Genomic DNA, 20957 nt, shown 5'->3' with positions numbered 1-20957 from the left:
CGCTGGTACAGACAACAACAGAATAATTTACAGAGGTAAAAATGGCTATTGAACGTACTTTTTCCATCATCAAACCGAACGCGGTAGCAAAAAACGTCATTGGCAATATCTTTGCGCGCTTTGAAGCTGCAGGGTTCAAAATTGTCGGCACCAAAATGCTGCACCTGACCGTTGAACAGGCTCGTGGCTTTTATGCTGAACACGATGGAAAACCGTTCTTTGATGGTCTGGTTGAATTCATGACCTCTGGCCCGATCGTGGTTTCCGTGCTGGAAGGTGAAAACGCCGTTCAGCGTCACCGCGATCTGCTGGGCGCGACCAATCCGGCAAACGCACTGGCTGGTACTCTGCGTGCTGATTACGCTGACAGCCTGACCGAAAACGGTACTCACGGTTCTGATTCCGTCGAATCTGCCGCTCGCGAAATCGCTTATTTCTTCGGCGAAGGTGAAGTGTGCTCGCGCACGCGTTAATAATTTCGTAAATGCCGCGTGCAAACGTGGCATCCATGCGCCAGAATTTGTACAATGCAGCGCCCCCGGACGAGCAGCCGCTCACCGGGGCGTTTCTTTTTTCAACCCTCCAGGGGCCATAACGTGTAATAACGAGGCCGGAATAGCATATGTCTGAACAATTAGTCACACCTGAAAATGTCACCACGAAAGATGGAAAAATCAACCTGCTGGATCTCAACCGTCAGCAGATGCGGGAGTTTTTTAAAGATTTAGGTGAAAAACCCTTCCGCGCCGATCAGGTGATGAAGTGGATGTATCACTATTGCTGCGACAACTTTGATGAGATGACCGACATCAACAAAGTGTTGCGCGGCAAACTAAAAGAGGTGGCGGAAATCCGCGCACCGGAAGTGGTTGAAGAACAGCGTTCATCTGACGGCACCATTAAATGGGCGATTGCCGTTGGCGATCAGCGCGTCGAAACGGTGTATATCCCGGAAGACGACCGTGCCACGCTTTGCGTTTCCTCGCAGGTGGGGTGTGCGCTGGAGTGTAAATTCTGTTCCACCGCCCAGCAGGGCTTTAACCGCAATCTGCGGGTGTCGGAAATTATCGGCCAGGTGTGGCGTGCAGCGAAAATCGTTGGCGCAGCAAAAGTCACCGGTCAGCGCCCAATCACTAACGTAGTGATGATGGGTATGGGCGAGCCGCTGCTCAACCTGAACAATGTCGTTCCGGCGATGGAAATCATGCTCGATGATTTCGGTTTTGGTCTGTCTAAACGTCGCGTTACGCTCTCTACATCAGGCGTTGTTCCGGCGCTGGATAAACTGGGCGATATGATCGACGTAGCGCTGGCAATTTCCCTGCACGCGCCGAACGACGAAATTCGTGACGAAATTGTGCCGATCAACAAAAAGTACAATATCGAAACGTTCCTTGCTGCGGTGCGCCGCTATCTGGAGAAATCTAACGCCAATCAGGGCCGAGTCACTATTGAATACGTGATGCTTGATCACGTTAACGACGGCACTGAACACGCGCACCAACTGGCGGAGCTGCTGAAAGATACGCCGTGTAAGATCAACCTGATCCCGTGGAACCCGTTCCCTGGCGCGCCGTATGGACGCAGCTCAAACAGTCGTATCGACCGTTTCTCTAAAGTGCTGATGAGCTACGGTTTTACCACTATTGTGCGTAAAACTCGTGGTGATGATATCGATGCTGCCTGTGGTCAGTTGGCGGGCGATGTTATCGACCGTACGAAACGTACCCTGCGTAAACGAATGCAGGGTGAGGCCATCGACATTAAAGCGGTCTGATAGCCATTACGCCACGGTTACTTTATGTACCGTGGCGTAATCTTTTATGAATGAAGTATTAAGTTGCAATTGTCTGGTCAATATTAACGGTGCGTTTTTGCTGACTTTAAGGCAGTATGTAACGATGCAACAGTAAGTTAGCCTTAGTGAATGTGGGCTTTGTCACGAGCACACAGACGGTCTTATACTGTATGATAACGGTTAACTTAACGGATGTTTCGCGGTGTGGGTGAGCATGATGGTTCACCGGCATCTCAATTCTCATTTAAACGTACCTGCAGCGAATGAATACTGAAGCCACGCACGACCAAAATGAAGCACTTACTACCGGCGCTCGCCTGCGTAATGCTCGCGAACAACTAGGACTTAGTCAGCAGGCCGTTGCTGAGCGACTTTGCCTGAAGGTTTCCACGGTACGCGACATTGAAGAAGATAAGGCACCTGCCGATCTTGCTTCAACATTCCTGCGCGGATATATCCGCTCTTATGCGCGTCTGGTACATATTCCAGAAGAAGAACTGCTACCGGGGCTGGAAAAACAGGCTCCACTACGAGCTGCAAAAGTTGCGCCGATGCAGAGTTTTTCCCTCGGTAAACGCCGCAAAAAACGTGACGGCTGGCTGATGACCTTCACCTGGCTGGTGTTGTTTGTGGTTATTGGCCTGAGCGGTGCCTGGTGGTGGCAAGACCACAAAGCTCAGCAGGAAGAGATCACTACTATGGCCGATCAATCTTCTGCGGAACTGAGCAGTAATAACCAACAGGGGCAGAGTGTTCCGTTAGATACGTCGACAACCACAGACCCGACTACCACGTCCACGCCGCCAGCGTCTGTGGATACTACCGCAACTAACACGCAAACACCTGCCATAACTTCGCCAGCACCAGCTGTTGATTCGCAACAGAATGCAGTTGTTTCACCTTCACAGGCAAATGTTGATACTGCTGCGACCCCGGCACCAACGGCAACAACAACGCCAGATGGTGCTGCGCCGCTGCCAACCGATCAGGCTGGCGTGACCACGCCGGCGGCTGATCCGAATGCGCTGGTGATGAACTTTACTGCCGATTGCTGGCTGGAAGTCACTGATGCTACCGGTAAAAAACTGTTTAGCGGTATGCAGCGTAAAGACGGTAATTTGAACTTAATCGGCCAGGCTCCGTACAAACTGAAAATTGGTGCGCCAGCCGCAGTACAGATCCAGTATCAAGGGAAACCTGTCGATCTGAGTCGTTTTATCAGAACTAACCAGGTTGCGCGTCTGACCCTAAATGCCGAACAATCACCGGCGCAGTAACAGACGGGTAACGCGGGAGATTTTTCATGCATAACCAGGCTCCAATTCAACGTAGAAAATCAACACGTATTTACGTTGGGAATGTGCCGATTGGCGATGGTGCCCCCATCGCCGTACAGTCCATGACCAATACGCGCACGACAGACGTCGAAGCAACGGTCAATCAAATTAAGGCGCTGGAACGTGTTGGCGCTGATATCGTCCGTGTCTCCGTACCGACGATGGACGCGGCAGAAGCGTTCAAACTCATCAAACAGCAGGTTAACGTACCGCTGGTGGCTGATATCCACTTTGACTATCGCATTGCGCTGAAAGTAGCGGAATACGGGGTCGATTGTTTGCGTATTAACCCTGGCAATATCGGTAATGAAGAGCGTATTCGCATGGTGGTTGACTGCGCGCGCGATAAAAACATTCCGATCCGTATTGGCGTTAACGCTGGATCGCTGGAAAAAGATCTGCAAGAAAAGTATGGCGAACCGACGCCGCAAGCATTGCTGGAATCTGCCATGCGCCATGTTGATCATCTTGATCGTCTGAACTTCGATCAGTTCAAAGTCAGCGTCAAAGCGTCTGATGTCTTCCTCGCTGTTGAGTCTTATCGTCTGCTGGCAAAACAGATCGATCAACCGCTGCATCTTGGGATCACCGAAGCGGGCGGCGCACGTAGTGGGGCAGTAAAATCTGCCATTGGTTTAGGCCTGCTGCTGTCTGAAGGCATCGGCGACACGCTGCGCGTATCGCTGGCGGCCGATCCGGTCGAAGAGATCAAAGTCGGTTTCGATATTTTGAAATCGCTGCGTATCCGTTCGCGCGGGATCAACTTCATCGCCTGCCCGACCTGTTCGCGTCAGGAGTTTGACGTTATCGGTACGGTTAACGCCCTGGAGCAACGCCTGGAAGATATCATCACTCCGATGGACGTTTCGATTATCGGCTGCGTGGTGAATGGACCAGGTGAGGCGCTGGTTTCTACACTCGGCGTCACCGGCGGCAACAAGAAAAGCGGCCTCTATGAAGATGGCGTGCGCAAAGACCGTCTGGACAACAACGATATGATCGACCAGCTGGAAGCGCGCATTCGTGCGAAAGCCAGCCAACTGGATGAAGCGCGTCGAATTGACGTTCAGCAGGTTGAAAAATAATAACGTGATGGGAAGCGCCTCGCTTCCCGTGTATGATTGAACCCGCATGGCTCCCGAAATATTGAGGGGCGCGTTGAGGGTTCATTTTTATATTCAGAAAGAGAATAAACGTGGCAAAAAACATTCAAGCCATTCGCGGCATGAACGATTACCTGCCTGGCGAAACGGCCATCTGGCAGCGCATTGAAGGCACACTGAAAAACGTGCTCGGCAGCTACGGTTACAGTGAAATCCGCTTGCCGATTGTAGAGCAGACCCCGCTATTCAAACGTGCGATTGGTGAAGTCACCGACGTGGTTGAAAAAGAGATGTACACCTTTGAGGATCGCAATGGCGACAGCCTGACTCTGCGCCCTGAAGGGACGGCGGGCTGTGTACGCGCCGGCATCGAGCATGGTCTTCTGTACAATCAGGAACAGCGTCTATGGTATATCGGGCCGATGTTCCGTCACGAGCGTCCGCAGAAAGGGCGTTATCGTCAGTTCCACCAGTTGGGTTGCGAAGTTTTCGGTCTACAAGGTCCTGATATCGACGCTGAACTGATTATGCTCACCGCCCGCTGGTGGCGTGCGCTGGGTATCTCTGAACACGTAACTCTTGAGCTGAACTCTATCGGTTCGCTGGAAGCTCGCGCCAATTATCGCGATGCGCTGGTTGCATTCCTTGAGCAGCATAAAGAAAAGCTGGACGAAGACTGCAAACGCCGCATGTACACTAACCCGCTGCGCGTGCTGGATTCCAAAAATCCGGAAGTGCAGGCCCTTCTCAACGACGCCCCAGCATTAGGTGACTATCTTGACGAGGAATCTCGTGAGCACTTTGCTGGTCTGTGCAAACTGCTGGAGAGCGCGGGTATCGCTTACACCGTAAACCAGCGTCTGGTGCGTGGTCTGGACTACTATAACCGTACTGTTTTTGAGTGGGTGACTAACAGCCTCGGTTCCCAGGGCACCGTGTGCGCAGGCGGTCGTTATGACGGTCTGGTGGAACAACTGGGTGGTCGTGCAACACCGGCAGTCGGTTTCGCGATGGGTCTCGAACGTCTTGTATTGTTAGTTCAGGCCGTTAATCCGGAATTTAAAGCCGATCCTGTTGTCGATATATATCTGGTGGCTTCAGGTGCTGACACACAATCTGCGGCTATGGCATTAGCAGAGCGTCTGCGTGATGAATTACCGGGCGTGAAACTGATGACCAACCACGGCGGCGGCAACTTTAAGAAGCAGTTTGCCCGTGCTGATAAATGGGGCGCCCGCGTTGCTGTGGTGCTGGGTGAGTCTGAAGTGGCTAACGGCACAGCAGTAGTGAAGGATTTGCGCTCTGGTGAGCAAACGGCAGTTGCGCAGGATAGCGTAGCCGCGCATTTGCGCACGTTACTGGGTTAAGGAAGGAGAAGGACAGCGTGGAAATTTACGAGAACGAAAACGACCAGGTTGAAGCGGTTAAACGCTTTTTTGCTGAAAATGGCAAAGCACTGGCTGTTGGGGTGATTTTGGGCGTTGGCGCATTGATTGGCTGGCGCTACTGGAACAGCCATCAGGTTGATTCTACACGCTCCGCTTCTCTTGCCTATCAAAATGCGGTTACCGCAGTGAGCGAAGGCAAACCGGATAGCATCCCGGCGGCGGAAAAATTTGCTGCTGAAAATAAAAATACCTATGGTGCGCTGGCTTCTTTGGAACTTGCGCAGCAATTTGTTGACAAAAATGAACTAGAGAAAGCTGCCACCCAGTTACAACAGGGATTGGCGGACACGAGCGATGAAAATCTCAAAGCCGTGATAAATCTGCGTCTTGCCCGCGTTCAGGTACAGCTCAAGCAGGCTGATGCCGCGCTGAAAACCCTCGATACCATCAAAGGTGAAGGGTGGGCTGCCATTGTTGCCGACCTGCGTGGCGAAGCATTGCTGAGCAAAGGTGATAAGCAAGGTGCGCGTAGTGCATGGGAAGCAGGCGTGAAAAGCGATGTTACTCCGGCACTGAGCGAAATGATGCAGATGAAAATTAATAATTTGTCCATCTGAGAGGGACCCGATGCAATTGCGTAAATTACTGCTGCCAGGACTGCTTTCCGTTACCCTTTTAAGCGGCTGTTCGCTGTTTAACAGCGAAGAAGATGTGGTAAAGATGTCCCCATTGCCGACCGTTGAAAACCAGTTTACGCCGACCACGGCGTGGAGCACTTCCGTGGGTAGCGGCATTGGCAACTTCTATTCCAATCTTCATCCGGCACTGGCGGACAACGTTGTCTATGCAGCAGACCGCGCTGGTTTAGTAAAAGCGCTGAATGCGGATGATGGCAAAGAAATCTGGTCTGTCAGTCTGGCCGAGAAAGATGGCTGGTTCTCTAAAGAGCCTGCATTACTTTCTGGCGGCGTGACCGTGTCTGGAGGACATGTCTACATTGGTAGCGAAAAGGCGCAGGTTTACGCGCTGAATACCAGCGATGGTACTGTGGCATGGCAAACTAAAGTCGCGGGTGAAGCGCTTTCTCGCCCGGTGGTCAGCGACGGTCTGGTGTTAATCCACACCAGTAACGGTCAGTTGCAAGCCCTGAACGAAGCTGACGGCGCTGTCAAATGGACAGTTAACCTCGATATGCCTTCACTCTCTTTGCGTGGCGAGTCTGCGCCAGCAACGGCTTTTGGTGCGGCCGTCGTGGGTGGCGATAATGGTCGCGTCAGCGCAGTGCTAATGGAACAGGGCCAGATGATTTGGCAGCAGCGTATTTCCCAGGCGACCGGTTCTACCGAAATTGACCGCCTGAGCGATGTTGACACGACTCCCGTCATTGTTAACGGCGTTGTTTTCGCGCTGGCCTATAATGGTAACCTGACGGCGCTTGATCTGCGCAGCGGTCAGATTATGTGGAAACGCGAACTGGGTTCGGTGAATGATTTCATCGTCGACGGCAACCGCATCTATCTGGTCGATCAAAATGACCGGGTGATGGCGTTGACCATTGATGGCGGCGTTACGCTGTGGACACAAAGCGATCTGCTGCATCGTCTGTTGACTTCTCCGGTGCTGTATAATGGCAACCTGGTGGTAGGTGACAGTGAAGGTTATCTGCACTGGATCAACGTCGAAGATGGTCGTTTCGTTGCCCAGCAAAAAGTTGATAGCTCCGGTTTCCAGACTGAACCGGTTGCCGCTGACGGCAAACTGCTGATCCAGGCAAAAGACGGGACTGTGTACTCTATTACACGTTAATCGTCTCTGTCGTTCACTTTGAAAACGGCTCCTGGACAGGGGCCGTTTTCCTGTTTTTAACAACGACACGAATATAGCGTGCGTTGTCTGATGATTTATAAAAATGAGGCTTTAAACATGGTACCTGTGGTCGCGCTTGTCGGGCGCCCTAACGTAGGAAAATCCACGTTATTTAACCGTCTAACTCGCACCCGAGATGCGCTGGTTGCGGATTTCCCGGGGCTGACTCGTGACCGTAAGTACGGTCGTGCGGAAATTGAAGGCCGCGAGTTTATTTGTATTGATACCGGCGGGATTGACGGAACAGAAGACGGTGTAGAAACCCGCATGGCGGAACAGTCGCTGCTGGCGATTGAAGAAGCGGACGTCGTACTGTTTATGGTGGATGCGCGCGCGGGCCTGATGCCTGCGGATGAAGCGATTGCTAAACATCTGCGCTCCCGCGAAAAACCGACCTTCCTGGTGGCAAACAAAACCGATGGTCTGGATCCGGATCAGGCCGTTGTTGATTTCTATTCGCTCGGTTTAGGTGAAATCTACCCGATCGCCGCATCTCACGGGCGTGGCGTATTAAGTCTGCTGGAGCACGTGCTGCTGCCGTGGATGGAAGATCTCGCACCACAAGAAGAAGTGGATGAAGACGCTGAGTACTGGGCGCAATTTGAAGCGGAAGAGAACGGCGAAGAAGAAGAGGAAGACGACTTTGACCCGCAAAGTCTGCCAATCAAACTGGCGATAGTGGGTCGTCCTAACGTCGGTAAGTCTACACTCACTAACCGTATCCTTGGCGAAGAACGCGTCGTAGTTTACGACATGCCGGGCACCACGCGTGACAGTATTTACATTCCAATGGAACGCGATGGACGTGAGTATGTACTCATCGATACTGCGGGCGTACGTAAACGCGGCAAAATCACCGATGCGGTAGAGAAATTCTCCGTAATCAAAACATTGCAGGCGATTGAAGATGCCAACGTGGTGATGTTGGTGATTGATGCTCGCGAGGGTATTTCCGATCAGGATCTCTCCTTGCTGGGCTTTATTCTCAATAGTGGGCGCTCACTTGTGATTGTAGTGAACAAGTGGGACGGCCTGAGCCAGGAAGTGAAAGAGCAAGTAAAAGAGACGCTGGACTTCCGTCTGGGCTTTATCGACTTCGCCCGTGTGCATTTTATCTCTGCATTACACGGCAGCGGCGTTGGTAACCTGTTTGAGTCAGTACGTGAAGCGTATGACAGTTCCACCCGTCGTGTGGGGACATCTATGCTGACGCGTATCATGACCATGGCGGTTGAAGATCACCAGCCGCCGCTGGTTCGCGGGCGTCGTGTGAAGCTGAAATATGCCCACGCCGGTGGTTACAATCCGCCGATTGTGGTGATTCACGGCAACCAGGTGAAAGACCTGCCTGATTCCTATAAGCGTTATCTGATGAACTACTTCCGCAAGTCTCTGGACGTGATGGGTACGCCGATTCGTATTCAGTTCAAAGAAGGGGAAAACCCATATGCGAACAAGCGTAACACCTTGACGCCGACCCAAATGCGCAAGCGTAAGCGTTTGATGAAGCATATTAAGAAAAGTAAGTAATCACTTATCTGGTTTCCCTTTCCAAACGGAGAGGGAAACTGAACAACAGGCGAGGAGTATTTATGGAACTCAACTGCCCAACCTGCCATAACCCTCTCGAACGCAACGGTGAAACTGCCCACTGTGCAACTTGTGCCAAAGATTTCACCATTCAGGCGCTTTGTCCTGACTGCCATCAGCCATTACAGGTGTTAAAAGCTTGTGGTGCAGTAGATTATTTCTGCCAGCATGGGCACGGTTTAATATCCAAAAAGCGCGTTGAATTTATTGTTGCTTAATATTATTTAAATATATGGTGTAATCATTTGTATTCATAATATAAATGATTGCATCCTATTTTATTTGTTGAAACGCAAATGTAAGTGAGCAAAATCACTGTGTTATAAATTTAAGATTATATTTAGTTTTCCTGGCGTGCCTTTCTGAATAATCTGGAATAGAATATTAGAGCTAATTTTAAGCATTATTAATGTCACAGGGGATGTGCATGCTGCGATGGAAACGCTGTATTATGCTAACATTTATCTCTGGAGCTGCTTTTGCGGCTCCAGAGATAAATGTTGAGCATAAAGAATCGTTACCTGATTTAGGTAGTCAGGCCGCACAACAGGAAGAACAAACCAACAAGGGTAAATCGCTAAAAGAGCGTGGTGCCGATTACGTCATTAACTCTGCCACGCAAGGGTTTGAAAACCTGACACCCGAGGCGCTGGAGTCCCAGGCCAGAAGCTATCTGCAAAGTCAAATTACCTCTACGACACAATCTTATATTGAGGATACACTCTCCCCCTACGGTAAGGTCCGAACGAATCTTTCTCTTGGTCAGGGCGGCGATCTGGATGGCAGTTCCATCGACTATTTTGTTCCCTGGTATGATAATCAAACTACTGTTTATTTCAGCCAATTTTCTGCACAACGAAAAGAAGATCGTACGATCGGGAATATTGGGCTTGGTGTAAGACATAATTTTGATAGATGGTTATTGGGTGGAAATATATTTTATGATTATGATTTTACCCGTGGGCATCGCCGTTTAGGTTTAGGCGCCGAAGCGTGGACTGATTATTTAAAATTCTCTGGCAACTATTATCACCCGCTTTCTGACTGGAAAGACTCCGAAGATTTCGATTTTTATGAGGAGCGTCCTGCGCGCGGTTGGGATATTCGCGCCGAAACCTGGCTACCCGCTTACCCGCAGCTTGGCGGCAAAATCGTTTTCGAACAATATTACGGTGATGAAGTCGCGCTTTTTGGCACCGATAATCTGGAGAAAGATCCCTTCGCCGTCACGCTGGGTGTGAAATACCAGCCCGTACCACTCATTGCCGTAGGAACGGATTTCAAAGCCGGCACTGGCGATAATACCGATCTTTCTGTTAACGCAACGCTGAACTACCAGTTTGGTGTCCCGCTCAAAGACCAGCTTGATCCTGACAAAGTGAACGCGGCTCACTCGCTCATGGGCAGCCGCCACGACTTTGTTGAACGTAACAACTTTATTGTTCTGGAATACAAAGAGAAAGATCCGCTCGATGTCACTTTGTGGCTGAAAGCCGATGCGACGAATGAACATCCCGAGTGCGTGATTAAAGATACGCCAGAAGCAGCCATCGGGCTGGAAAAATGTAAGTGGACCATTAACGCGCTCATTAATCATCACTACAAAATCGTTGCTGCCTCCTGGCAGGCGAAAAACAATGCTGCACGTACGCTGGTGATGCCGGTTATCAAAGAAAATACGCTTACTGAAGGTAACAACAATCACTGGAATCTGGTGCTGCCTGCCTGGCAGTACAGCTCTGATAAAGCCGACCAGGAAAAACTCAATACCTGGCGGGTACGGCTGGCGCTGGAAGATGAAAAAGGCAATCGGCAGAACTCCGGCGTGGTGGAAATCACCGTTCAGCAGGATCGTAAAATTGAGCTCATCGTTAACAACATCGCCAATGTACCGGATGAGAACAATCACAGCCACGAAGCCAGCGCGCAAGCGGATGGTGTAGATGGTGTCGTCATGGATCTCGACATTACCGATAGCTTTGGCGACAACACTGACCGTAACGGTAATGTCTTGCCGCAGGATAATCTCAGCCCGCAGCTGTTTGATGCCAACGATAAAAAAGTGACGCTGACGAATAAACCCTGCACCACCGAAGTACCGTGCGTTTTTATCGCCAAACAAGATAAAGAAAAGGGGACCGTTACGCTCTCCAGTACGTTGCCCGGCACTTTCCGCTGGAAGGCGAAAGCCGCCCCTTACGATGACAGTAACTATGTTGACGTAACGTTCCTGGGTTCTGACATCGGCGGGCTGAATGCTTTTATCTACCGCGTTGGTGCAGCTAAGCCCGTGAATCTTATTGGTAACAAAGAACCGTTACCCCTCAATAGCCGCTATCGCTTTGTGCTGTGGCGAGACGCTAACAAAGACGGTGTGTTCCAACTTTCTGAGAAGCTCACTGACAACGAGATGAAACAGTATGACTATCAGTGGGAATTCACGGGGCATAGCGTAAATGGCAATACCGGTGCGCAAACCAATACCACGAACGTCGATATAGAGATCCCGGCAACCAACAAGGACGCGGCAGCAAAGTTTAGTGCCCAGGTAACCGATGGCGTGCAGGGATACGGTTTGCAGGTCAATTACAGCAAGAAATAGGGGCGGCGCCATGGCTGATCGGGCCACCGCTGAATATTAATCAAGGAGAGTGTTTATGAAACCTCATATGAAACGTGGCCTGACAAAAGTCGCGCTGGCACTGATGCTGGCTGGATACTGTGCCGTACCAGCCGCTATGGCGGAAGATGCCGCCTGGGTCGCCAGTGGAACGACCGCTGAATTCGAGGGGACTATACCCTGGCTCTATCGCGAAGGGGGGAATGCCACGATTAACTCGGAAGATGCGGATCACATTAAAGTGACGTCTGATGGTAAAGGGACCCGTCCTGCAGGTAGCGAGACGGATAAACGCCTTTACTCAGGGGATACCATCACGCTGGGTTGGGATATCGGCGATACCGAAGGGGATATTGATGATGGTCCCGCAGGCATTGATGCGAAAACGACAGCCACTATCAAATGGTACAGTTACAGCGATAATGCGGGTGGCGGTAAAACGGAGCTGACCGCAGCGGCAGGCAAGACGAGTTATAAACTCACTGATGACGAACGTGGGCGTTATATCGGTGTTGAAATCCAGCCCATCACCCAGACCGGTAATCCTTTCCAGGGAACGTCGCTGACTCTGCTGGATATTTCAACGGCCAGCGGTGGCGGCAGCGATACGGACAATGTCGATCCCGGCCCGGTTGTGAACCAGAATCTGAAAGTTGCCATCTTCGAGAAAGGCACCACTACCAACCTTATCGGTGGTAATACGGCCATTGCGCTTAACAAAACGTATGTGGCCAAACTGTACTCGGATGAAAACCAGAACGGTAAATACGACGCAGGTACGGATATGGACGTTACCGCTAACTATGACTTTGCATGGGTCTTTAACGGTAACAGTAAACAACTCGGTGCGGCGGGCGGTATTGCTAATGCCAGCTTCGATAACAATGACATTGTTATCCCGCAAACTAACGAAGAAGCAAGAACCAGCCTTAACGGTAGTGACCGTAATGGTAAGAGTGGTCTTGCGATCCCGGCAAACGGCGACGGCGTTCAGGGCTATACGCTGTCAATTATTTACAAACACCACTAATGCGCACAACAGCATTCCCATACGGGGATGCTGTTTTCCGCCTGTTTTGCTTAGCGACGCGTTAAGCAAAACAGGTTGATGTTTTGTTTATCATGCTGGAGTTTTTTACATGTCGGTATGTCTGAAACCAGGGAAAATCATTATGCTTCTGGGCATGTTGGCAGCTTTTATGCTGTCTGACTTTGCACGGGCAGGGGCTGAATGGCAGACATATCCTGATTCTACAGGCGAGTTTAACGGAACCGTTCCTTTTGCCGACAGCGCCAGCGTACCCGTCTATCAGGGCAGTGTTCAGCTTAATCCTGCTGAATCTCATAATGTCGGGTTTTCTGCTAAACCGAATGAATTTAGCGTTGACGATGACGCTGCTAACCTGATTGTCGCTAATCCTCAGGACAATGAAGGCGACCAGTTTTCCACACCACCTGCGCTGCGCTGGGAAAATCAAACACCCCCTACCGTCAGCCTGGTGTGGGCCGATGCCGCCACGCCCGATGTGCCCCTTAACCCACAACCTATTGCTAACCGTAGCTTTTGCGCTCAGGGGCTGGCCGGACGCTTGCTGGTGGCCTGGCCACAGATTGATGCGCAGCAAACCCTCCCAATGCTCTACCTGCTGACCTCGACCGGGTATCCCTATGCGGGGACGGTGGCGCTGGTGGACCAGAAAGTGACCCTGAACATCGCGCCCGCGCAGGGCGATTTAATCTCGGTGAGCGCCAGTGGTTTTAACGAAACGATCGCGGCGGCAAAAACCACCGTTGGCGACACCATCACGCTCACCGTCACCACTAAAGATTGTCAGGGCAACGTCGCGGGTAATATTCCGTTTATTATCAAACGTAAAGATGCTGAAAATCGCCAGGGGGCGGTGAATAATAGTGCGCCGGTGATACTGGATAGCACCGAGTTAACGACGACGGATACCGAATACCATGGCACTTCTGATGCCAACGGCACGGCCACCATCACGGTGAGCCAACCGAATGGCCCTGGCGTCAAAACGCCATTGGTGGTCAGCATCTCCGGTTTTGCGCAAACCAGCGAAACCGCGGTGATTTTTACGGTACTCACCAGCCCGGACGTGGCGCAGGCTACGATGTGGGGCCATATGGCGGAGACGGTAGAAGCCCACGGTTACACCTTCAGTCGACCAAAGCTGGCGGCAGAAGTCAGCAATGAAAGCGCCACGGTCGTCGATCATAACGAAACCTGGTCCACCTTCACCTGGAGCGGCGCAGATAGCCACTGCACCGTGCTGCCCGGCATGCGCCACTTCGGCGCGCTGGCGACCGTTATCCCCACGTCGGTGCAGACAGTCCTTGGCTGGCCGATGCAGGGGGATTATTACTGGTCATCGCTGGCGGGCACCACCGGGCAGCACCATGCGGCGGATGTTTCAAACCGTGGTGAAATGCAAAAGCCGGATAGCACCCCGTTTCTTGTGAGCTGCGTGGATAAACCCGCGCCTGACGTCGAACCGAAAATCGTCCTTACGCCCGAAAACTATGATGATACGGCACAGGCGATGAAAGCGAAGGTGGGTGAAGACGCCTCGATGCGTCTGACAATCACCGACAATAAAAATAACGATCAACCGCTGGCGTATTACTACTTCTCGCTGCATCTGGATGACGGTGTTAACCGCAAAAATCAAACCGATCCTGCCTGGGAAGCCCATCCGGTGCAGATTACTGGTGGTTCGAATTTGCAACAGGTTGATGCTCACACCTATGAAGGCATGACCGATGTCAACGGTCAGGCTTCGCTAACCCTGAGCCAGCCCGACGGCGCAGGCGTGAAAACCCATATCACGGCGAAAATGCGCAGCAATTTTACGGCCACGGATGCCAAAGACGTGATTTTTACTGTGATCACCAGTCCGGACAGCGACAAGGCGCGGATGTGGGGCCATATGCGCGGCATTGTTGTATCTGGCAGTCTGTTCAAACGCCCATTACTTGCGGATGAAACTGAGCATGAACTGGGATCGGTGCGGGAAAATAACGAAGACTGGGCGCTGTTCGATCAAGACACCAGTATGCAGGCAGAATGCGGTGTGGGCCATATCCCCCGGCAGAGTTCGCTGGAAGGCTTATTTACTGCCCATCCAGGCAACGCCATCGGCACGGAATATGGCTGGCCCACCGCACAACAGAGCTACTTAAGCGCGGCGGAGCAAGCCACGCATTCATCGGTGAATTTGGCGAACGGGAGCGTCGACAGCTACTCCGGCTTTAAGCGAAATTATCTCTCCTGTTCGGGCAATGAGATGGTAGCGAACGTTGAAGTCAGCACCGATCACGATATTACTCTCGGCAGCAAAGCACAGGCCAAAGTGGGAGACACCATCGTGATGACCGTGCGTACGATTAACGCGCTCAATAATACCCCCGTTCCCTTTACAGCCTTCACCATCACTAAAGGCATGGGGTATAACCGAGCGGGGCAGGTGAGCGGGTTTGATGACCCGAGCAGCGGCGCAATCACGATGAATGGCACGCAATACGGCACATCGCAGCCCTCTATGGTCTACACGGGTACGACAGATGCACAAGGTGTAGCAACGGTCGAAATAGAGCAACCCCAAGGGGTGGGGTTAAGAACCGTGCTGAGCATTACGCCGGTCAATTCCCATCTACCAAATGCCATTAATTACAATGTTATTTTTACCACCCCAACCAGCCCGGATGTTAGTGGGGCGCAGATGTGGGGCCATATGGATGAAACGATTACCGTTGATTCATTAACCTTTACCCGGCCTAAGCTGGCAGCAGAAATCACCAGTCCGGATGGCACATTAACGGAAAAAAACGAAGTCTGGGCGCGTGTTAGCCAGGCCAGTACGGCCATTACCAGTAAAGGCGGTTGCGGAGCCAATATGCTGCCGCGCCGCTCACAGCTCAATGCGCTCTATGACGCTAATAACGGCAATGCGGTGCAAACCACACACGGCTGGCCGACGCAGCGTCAGCCCTACTGGAGCAGTTCCCCCGCGGATGTAACGCCGCACTATTACACCATTGCCCTGGATAACGGCGCACAGGCTATCGGCGGCGATACGCCGGTTTACGTCAGTTGCCTGACGACGGCGAACAAACCTGCCAGCAGCATTACGTTGGATGTGGTTGATAACGCACAGTGGGCTGCCGGAAATAACGCGGCGAAGCTGAAAAAAGGCGAAACGCTACGGGTTAAGGTAACGGTAAAAGATGCGCAGGGTAATCCGCTCACGGATATGCCATTTAAACTCAGTCGCGGAGACGGTTATACCCGCACGGGCGAAAAACATATTGCCGGTAGTGGCGATGCGCTGGTGGCACCGGTGGTGATTAACAGTGGGCTGGCGGATGAAACGACGTTGAACGACACCGCGGGATTTTATACTGCCATGACCAGTAGCGACGGCAGCAAAATCCTCAATATTACACGCCCGGATACTCACGGCACCAAAACGGCGCTGACGGCGACGCTTTACTCTGATGCGACGAAAAAAGACAGCCTGGATACGATCTTTACTGTGGTCACCAGCCCGGATAGTAGCAAAGCGAAAATGTGGGGCCATATGCCGGAAACCTTAACGGCGGCAGATGGTACCGTTTTTAAACGCCCATTGCTGTTAAAGGAACTGTCAAGTCAGACCGGGCGAACATCAATATTCGAAGACAATGAAAACTGGGCGCTGTTTACCCAAACCCAGGCGAACTCAACCAGTAGCGGCTGCGGCGCTAGCTATGTTCCCACTCAGGCTGGGTTGTTGTCGTTGTTTGATAATCACGCCGGCAATACCATAAAAACCGTCCAGGGCTGGCCGGTTGTAACGCGTTATTTATCCAGCACGCCCGACAACACTGGCATGGAACAGCGTAACTACAAAGCGGTGGATCTCGGTAATGGCACCAGTGCCATGGTGTCAACGTCGACACTGGATCTACTGACCTGTCAAACCACGCCGGTCACCACGGTGACCCAGATTCTACTGGAAGCGGCAGATCCTGCGGCTCTGGTTTATGTTGACGATACACTGAGTGTAGTTAAAGCCAAAAAAGGCGAAGAGTCGGTAGTGCGCGTCACCACGAAAGATGCGCAAGGTAACCCGGTTGGCAATGCGGCGTTTATTCTGAAACGTGCCACCAGCATAAACCGGAGGTATACATCAGCGACAGCGAGTGCAGGTGCGCTGACCGTAGCCGATGTCTGGGGAAATACGCGGAGTAATTTTCAGGCAACAACTGAAATGATCTATGGCGTGACGGGGGCTGACGGGTCGACAACCTTTACGCTGAAACAGGATAACAGTACCGGGTTAAGAACCGATCTCACGGCATCACTGGATGGCGTCAGCGGCGTTCAGGCGACCCTCCCGGTGGTCTTTACCGTGGTAACCAGCCCAGATTCTCCTAAAGCGAATTTTTGGGGGCACATGCCTGAAACGGTAACGGCCTCTGATGGCATGACGTATAAGCGACCATTACTGTTTAAAGAACTTACCAATAACTATGCACGCTATAGCACTTTTGAGAATGGTGAAGATTGGGCAAGATTCAGTGTGGTTCAGTCAAATAACACCGATATGGATGGATGCGGTGCAGAGTATATGCCGACACTGGATGGCCTGCAGTCTTTGTACAGTGCCAATAGTGGTAATGCGATGGGTACAGTGCAGGGATGGCCGGTAGCAACCAGTTATCTCACCAATACACCGAGTGATACGCAATTAAGTAACCGTTATTACAATGTGGTGCAGCTGAATTCTGGCGCGGTTTCTCAAATCGTGACCACCGTGCTGGTATTACAAACCTGTCGCACAACACCTGCGGCTGTTGCCAGCCAGGTGTCTCTGGAGCCTGCGGACGCCACGCAATTCGTTAAGGTTGACGATAATCTGAGCGCCATTAAAGTGAAAAAAGGCGATGAGGTTGTTATTCGCGTCACGACCAAAGATGCGCAAGGAAACCCGGTGGGTAATACGCCGTTTACACTGAAGCGCAGCAGTTCTTTCAATCGCCAGAATGTATTAGTGACGATGCAGACGGTTTCGGTGACACCCGCAGCGGCCAGTACAGTTGATACCAATGCATCGGCCACCGTGTATGGCGTGACCGGGCCAGACGGAACCACCACGATAACACTCCGACAGGATGCGTCCACCGGACTTAAAACCGACTTTTATGCCCTGTTGAATGATACCGGGGTGTCGTCGAACACCTTGCCAGTGATCTTCACCGTCGTCACCAGCCCGGATACACCGCTGGCGGCCAACTGGGGGCATATGGCGGAAACCTTTACCAGCAGCGAAGGCGTCACCTTCAAACGGCCTTTCCTCAAAGCTGAACTTTCTGGTGGTACGGCGGTTACGACTAATAATGAAGTCTGGTCGCGTCTGACAGCAACGGAGAAAATGGATGCCAGCAAGGCTGGATGTGATGAGAGTTATCAACCGCTGATGACTGACATGCAGGGGTTGTATGCGGATTACCCTAACAACCAGTTGGGCACGGTGCTCGGCTTGCCGACTTCCGCCGGGTATATGTGGGCCTACGACATGATGACGGTTTCTGGCAGCAGCTGGAGCAACCAGGCATATTCGCTCGTTAATGGTCAGACAGTTCAGGCATCGTCCAGTTATACGGCGGTAGTGATGTGCCTGGTGGAACCGCATACCGTTCCGGCGACGATAGCGATCACTTCAACAGCGCAGGATGTGGCAAAAACGGCCAGCAATGGTGGTCGACCGAGCGCCGTGGCGAAGAAAGGTGAGACGATTCCGCTGACGGTGACCGTACGTGATAGCGCCGGGAACCCGGTGCCCTACGCCGACTTTACCCTCACGCGTGAAACGACGCTGGATCGCTCGAAAGCAACCGTTAACTCAAGTGCGGACGATCTTACCGTGAAGTCATTGATACCCGTGAACAGCGACGCTGGGCTGACGGCAAATGGGTCAAAAGTGCTCAGAACAACGGGCAGTGATGGCACAGCCACCTTTGAAGTGAGTCAGAATGCCACGACCGGTCTGGCGACACCGATAACCGTCACGCTGGCGCGCGATACAACCAAAACCGCCACGCTGGATGTTATCTACACTGTGATAACCAGCCCGGACTCACCGAGCGCGAAATTCTGGGGGCACATGCCGGACACCTTTACCAGTTCGGCAGGCGTCACCTTCAGACGACCGCTGCTGAAAGCCGAAGCGACTTCAGGGTCATCGATTAGCACTAACGGCAATGGTGAAGTGTGGTCGTATATGAGCAACTTTCAAAATTTAACATCGACAGATTGTCCGCTGGAGAATCAACCGCGCAGTAATGAATTGTTGGATTTGTATAATGATCATCCCAACGGTGCGATAAAGACTGACCTGGGGCTGCCGATATATGCAGGCAAGTGGTGGGCTTATGATATGGTCATGCCGGATTTATATACGTGGCAGTATCAAACTGTCAGCCTGAGCGCAGGAGATATCGCGAAGAGCTCGTCAACCAACGCGCTGATGCTTTGCCTGACGAAGCCGCATCCGGCAGGCGTCAGCGTAATGTTGACGTCATCCGCAATGGATAACGCCAGAACCCTCAGTAATGGCGGGCGACCCAGCGCGTCAGTGAAAAAAGGTAACCCACTGCCGATTGTGGTGACGGTCAAAGATCGTGATGGTAACCCGCTGGCGGGAGAGGCCGTGACGCTCAGGCGTGGTTCAGCGATGAGTCGTTCAGGAGCAGGAGTGAACACGACGGCAAATGCAATGACGTTGACAGAATTGACACCTGTGTCGGCGGAGTTTTCTCTGGCCGCACACGATACGCAATGGCAAGGTTTCACCGGCAGTGATGGTACGGCCACTTTCAATGTTGAACAGCCTGAGACCATCGGCCTGGCCATTCCATTCACCGCTATACTGGCGCGAGATGTCGCAACTACCAGCGTTCTTGATGCGATCTTTACCGTCGTCACCAGCCCGGATTCCGCAATGGCGACCTACTGGGGCCATATGCCAGATACGGTAACGGCGGAAAACGGCGTGGTCTTTGAACGGCCTAAATTGTTGAAAGAGCTGCCGTCGAGCGCTGGAGTCAGTCAGGTGACGGATAACAATGAAGTGTGGCCGTTGTTTAACGCAACGCAAAGGGCAGACGGCAATCTCAGCCCATGTGAATCGGCGCGTCGCCCATTGAGCGATGATTTATCATCGCTCTATGCGCGTTATCCGGGGAACACGCTGACGACTCAAATCGGCTGGTCTACGAAGTATGCATGGTGGGCACTGGATAACAGACAGGGGAATGCCCTGGTTGTCAGTCTGAGTAATGGTTTGGAGTCGTCGACGGCGAGTACGGCGTATCAGGGATGTCTGGTCAATCCTCGCGCGACCGTCTCCAGCGTCACGCTGACATCGACCGCGATGGATGCCATTACTCAGGCGGCGAAGGTAAAAAAAGGTGAAGCCGTGCCCCTCGTTGTTACCGTAAAAGACAGCGCCGGGAAGCCGGTACCGAATGTCGCTTTCACCTTAAAACGTGGTGAAGCCGTGCCGCGTAACAGCGGGGCGACATTGTATGGTGATGTGGACGCGATGGACGATTTGACTGTGCAACCCTCATCCGGTGCAGCAGTCACGCTGGCTGACAGTGGGAATACGATCGACGGCGTGACAGGGGCGGACGGTACGGCAAGTTTTACCGTTCGTCAGGATAATACGCCAGGATATAAAACGCCGTTGACGGTGACGCTGACCAATAACGCCGCGATAACCGCGACGCTGGATACCATTTTCACCGTGCCGACCAGTCCGAATGTTGCCACGGCTTATTTCTGGGGACATATGGCGGATACCGCCACAGTAAGTGGCAAGACGTTACACCGCCCACTATTGAAATCAGAGTTGCCGTCAGGGGCTACAGCGGCAGTAGCGCCAACGGTGAATAATGAAATCTGGGCGCTGGCACATGTGATCGATGCTCAAAAATGGGATATTGCAAAGCAGTGCGGTGACTTTAGTAGAGCACCGAGCTATACCGATTTACAGTCGTTACATAGCAGCTTTAGCGCGCTGGGATGGCCATCATCGATAAGCTTCCCCTATTTCTCTACCGATCGGGCCGGTTCGTTCTATTGTGGCATGGATGAAGGGGCGGGGACACAAAACTGCGGTATTCAGGCATCCAGTACTGCGGGGTTTGCGACCTGTTTCCAGTAGTCTTATCGGGTCTGTAAAGCGGGGGAAA

The 20957-nt window shown here is 52.2% G+C and carries 12 protein-coding genes; all 12 read left to right on the top strand.

Features of this window, described 5'->3' with window-relative positions:
* The first annotated feature begins 41 nt into the window (after positions 1-41).
* The 12 genes from ndk (at position 42) to QUF14_RS16040 (ending at position 20929) form a co-directional block, all read left to right on the top strand.
* Positions 42-473: a nucleoside-diphosphate kinase gene (gene ndk, locus QUF14_RS16095; protein WP_000963838.1), complete on the top strand. Its 432-nt coding sequence runs from the start codon at positions 42-44 to the stop codon at positions 471-473.
* Between the two features lie 149 nt (positions 474-622).
* Positions 623-1777, top strand: a complete 1155-nt coding sequence (locus QUF14_RS16090; RefSeq protein ID WP_000003317.1) for a bifunctional tRNA (adenosine(37)-C2)-methyltransferase TrmG/ribosomal RNA large subunit methyltransferase RlmN — start codon at positions 623-625, stop codon at positions 1775-1777.
* A gap of 284 nt (positions 1778-2061) precedes the next feature.
* Positions 2062-3075: a cytoskeleton protein RodZ gene (gene rodZ / locus QUF14_RS16085; protein WP_001090841.1), complete on the top strand. Its 1014-nt coding sequence runs from the start codon at positions 2062-2064 to the stop codon at positions 3073-3075.
* A gap of 26 nt (positions 3076-3101) precedes the next feature.
* Positions 3102-4220: a flavodoxin-dependent (E)-4-hydroxy-3-methylbut-2-enyl-diphosphate synthase gene (gene ispG / locus QUF14_RS16080; protein WP_000551807.1), complete on the top strand. Its 1119-nt coding sequence runs from the start codon at positions 3102-3104 to the stop codon at positions 4218-4220.
* Between the two features lie 110 nt (positions 4221-4330).
* Positions 4331-5605: a histidine--tRNA ligase gene (hisS, locus tag QUF14_RS16075; protein WP_001107167.1), complete on the top strand. Its 1275-nt coding sequence runs from the start codon at positions 4331-4333 to the stop codon at positions 5603-5605.
* Between the two features lie 17 nt (positions 5606-5622).
* Positions 5623-6243, top strand: a complete 621-nt coding sequence (gene yfgM / locus QUF14_RS16070; protein WP_000409211.1) for an ancillary SecYEG translocon subunit YfgM — start codon at positions 5623-5625, stop codon at positions 6241-6243.
* 10 nt (positions 6244-6253) lie between these two features.
* Positions 6254-7432 (top strand): outer membrane protein assembly factor BamB, encoded by a 1179-nt coding sequence (bamB, locus tag QUF14_RS16065; RefSeq protein WP_001177040.1) that lies wholly within the window; start codon positions 6254-6256, stop codon positions 7430-7432.
* A gap of 117 nt (positions 7433-7549) precedes the next feature.
* Positions 7550-9022: a ribosome biogenesis GTPase Der gene (der, locus tag QUF14_RS16060; RefSeq protein ID WP_001317982.1), complete on the top strand. Its 1473-nt coding sequence runs from the start codon at positions 7550-7552 to the stop codon at positions 9020-9022.
* A gap of 62 nt (positions 9023-9084) precedes the next feature.
* Complete coding sequence (locus QUF14_RS16055) at positions 9085-9300, top strand: zinc ribbon domain-containing protein (protein ID WP_000422357.1); 216 nt, start codon at positions 9085-9087, stop codon at positions 9298-9300.
* Positions 9301-9509: 209 nt separating this feature from the next.
* Positions 9510-11684 (top strand): intimin-like inverse autotransporter SinH, encoded by a 2175-nt coding sequence (gene sinH / locus QUF14_RS16050; RefSeq protein ID WP_286333066.1) that lies wholly within the window; start codon positions 9510-9512, stop codon positions 11682-11684.
* A gap of 55 nt (positions 11685-11739) precedes the next feature.
* The gene (locus QUF14_RS16045) at positions 11740-12732 is read left to right on the top strand and encodes a SinI family autotransporter-associated protein (protein ID WP_000802327.1); all 993 of its coding nucleotides are present in this window, start codon (positions 11740-11742) and stop codon (positions 12730-12732) included.
* Positions 12733-12841: 109 nt separating this feature from the next.
* A complete protein-coding gene (locus QUF14_RS16040; RefSeq protein ID WP_000109683.1) occupies positions 12842-20929 on the top strand; it encodes an adhesion domain-containing protein in 8088 nt (2695 codons plus the stop codon).
* The last annotated feature ends 28 nt before the right edge of the window (positions 20930-20957 follow it).

The sequence above is a fragment of the Escherichia sp. HH091_1A genome, assembly GCF_030295175.1.
Lineage (GTDB): Bacteria > Pseudomonadota > Gammaproteobacteria > Enterobacterales > Enterobacteriaceae > Escherichia > Escherichia coli_F.
Note: the sequence above shows the minus strand (reverse complement) of the source record. Positions and strands in the feature narration are given on the sequence as shown.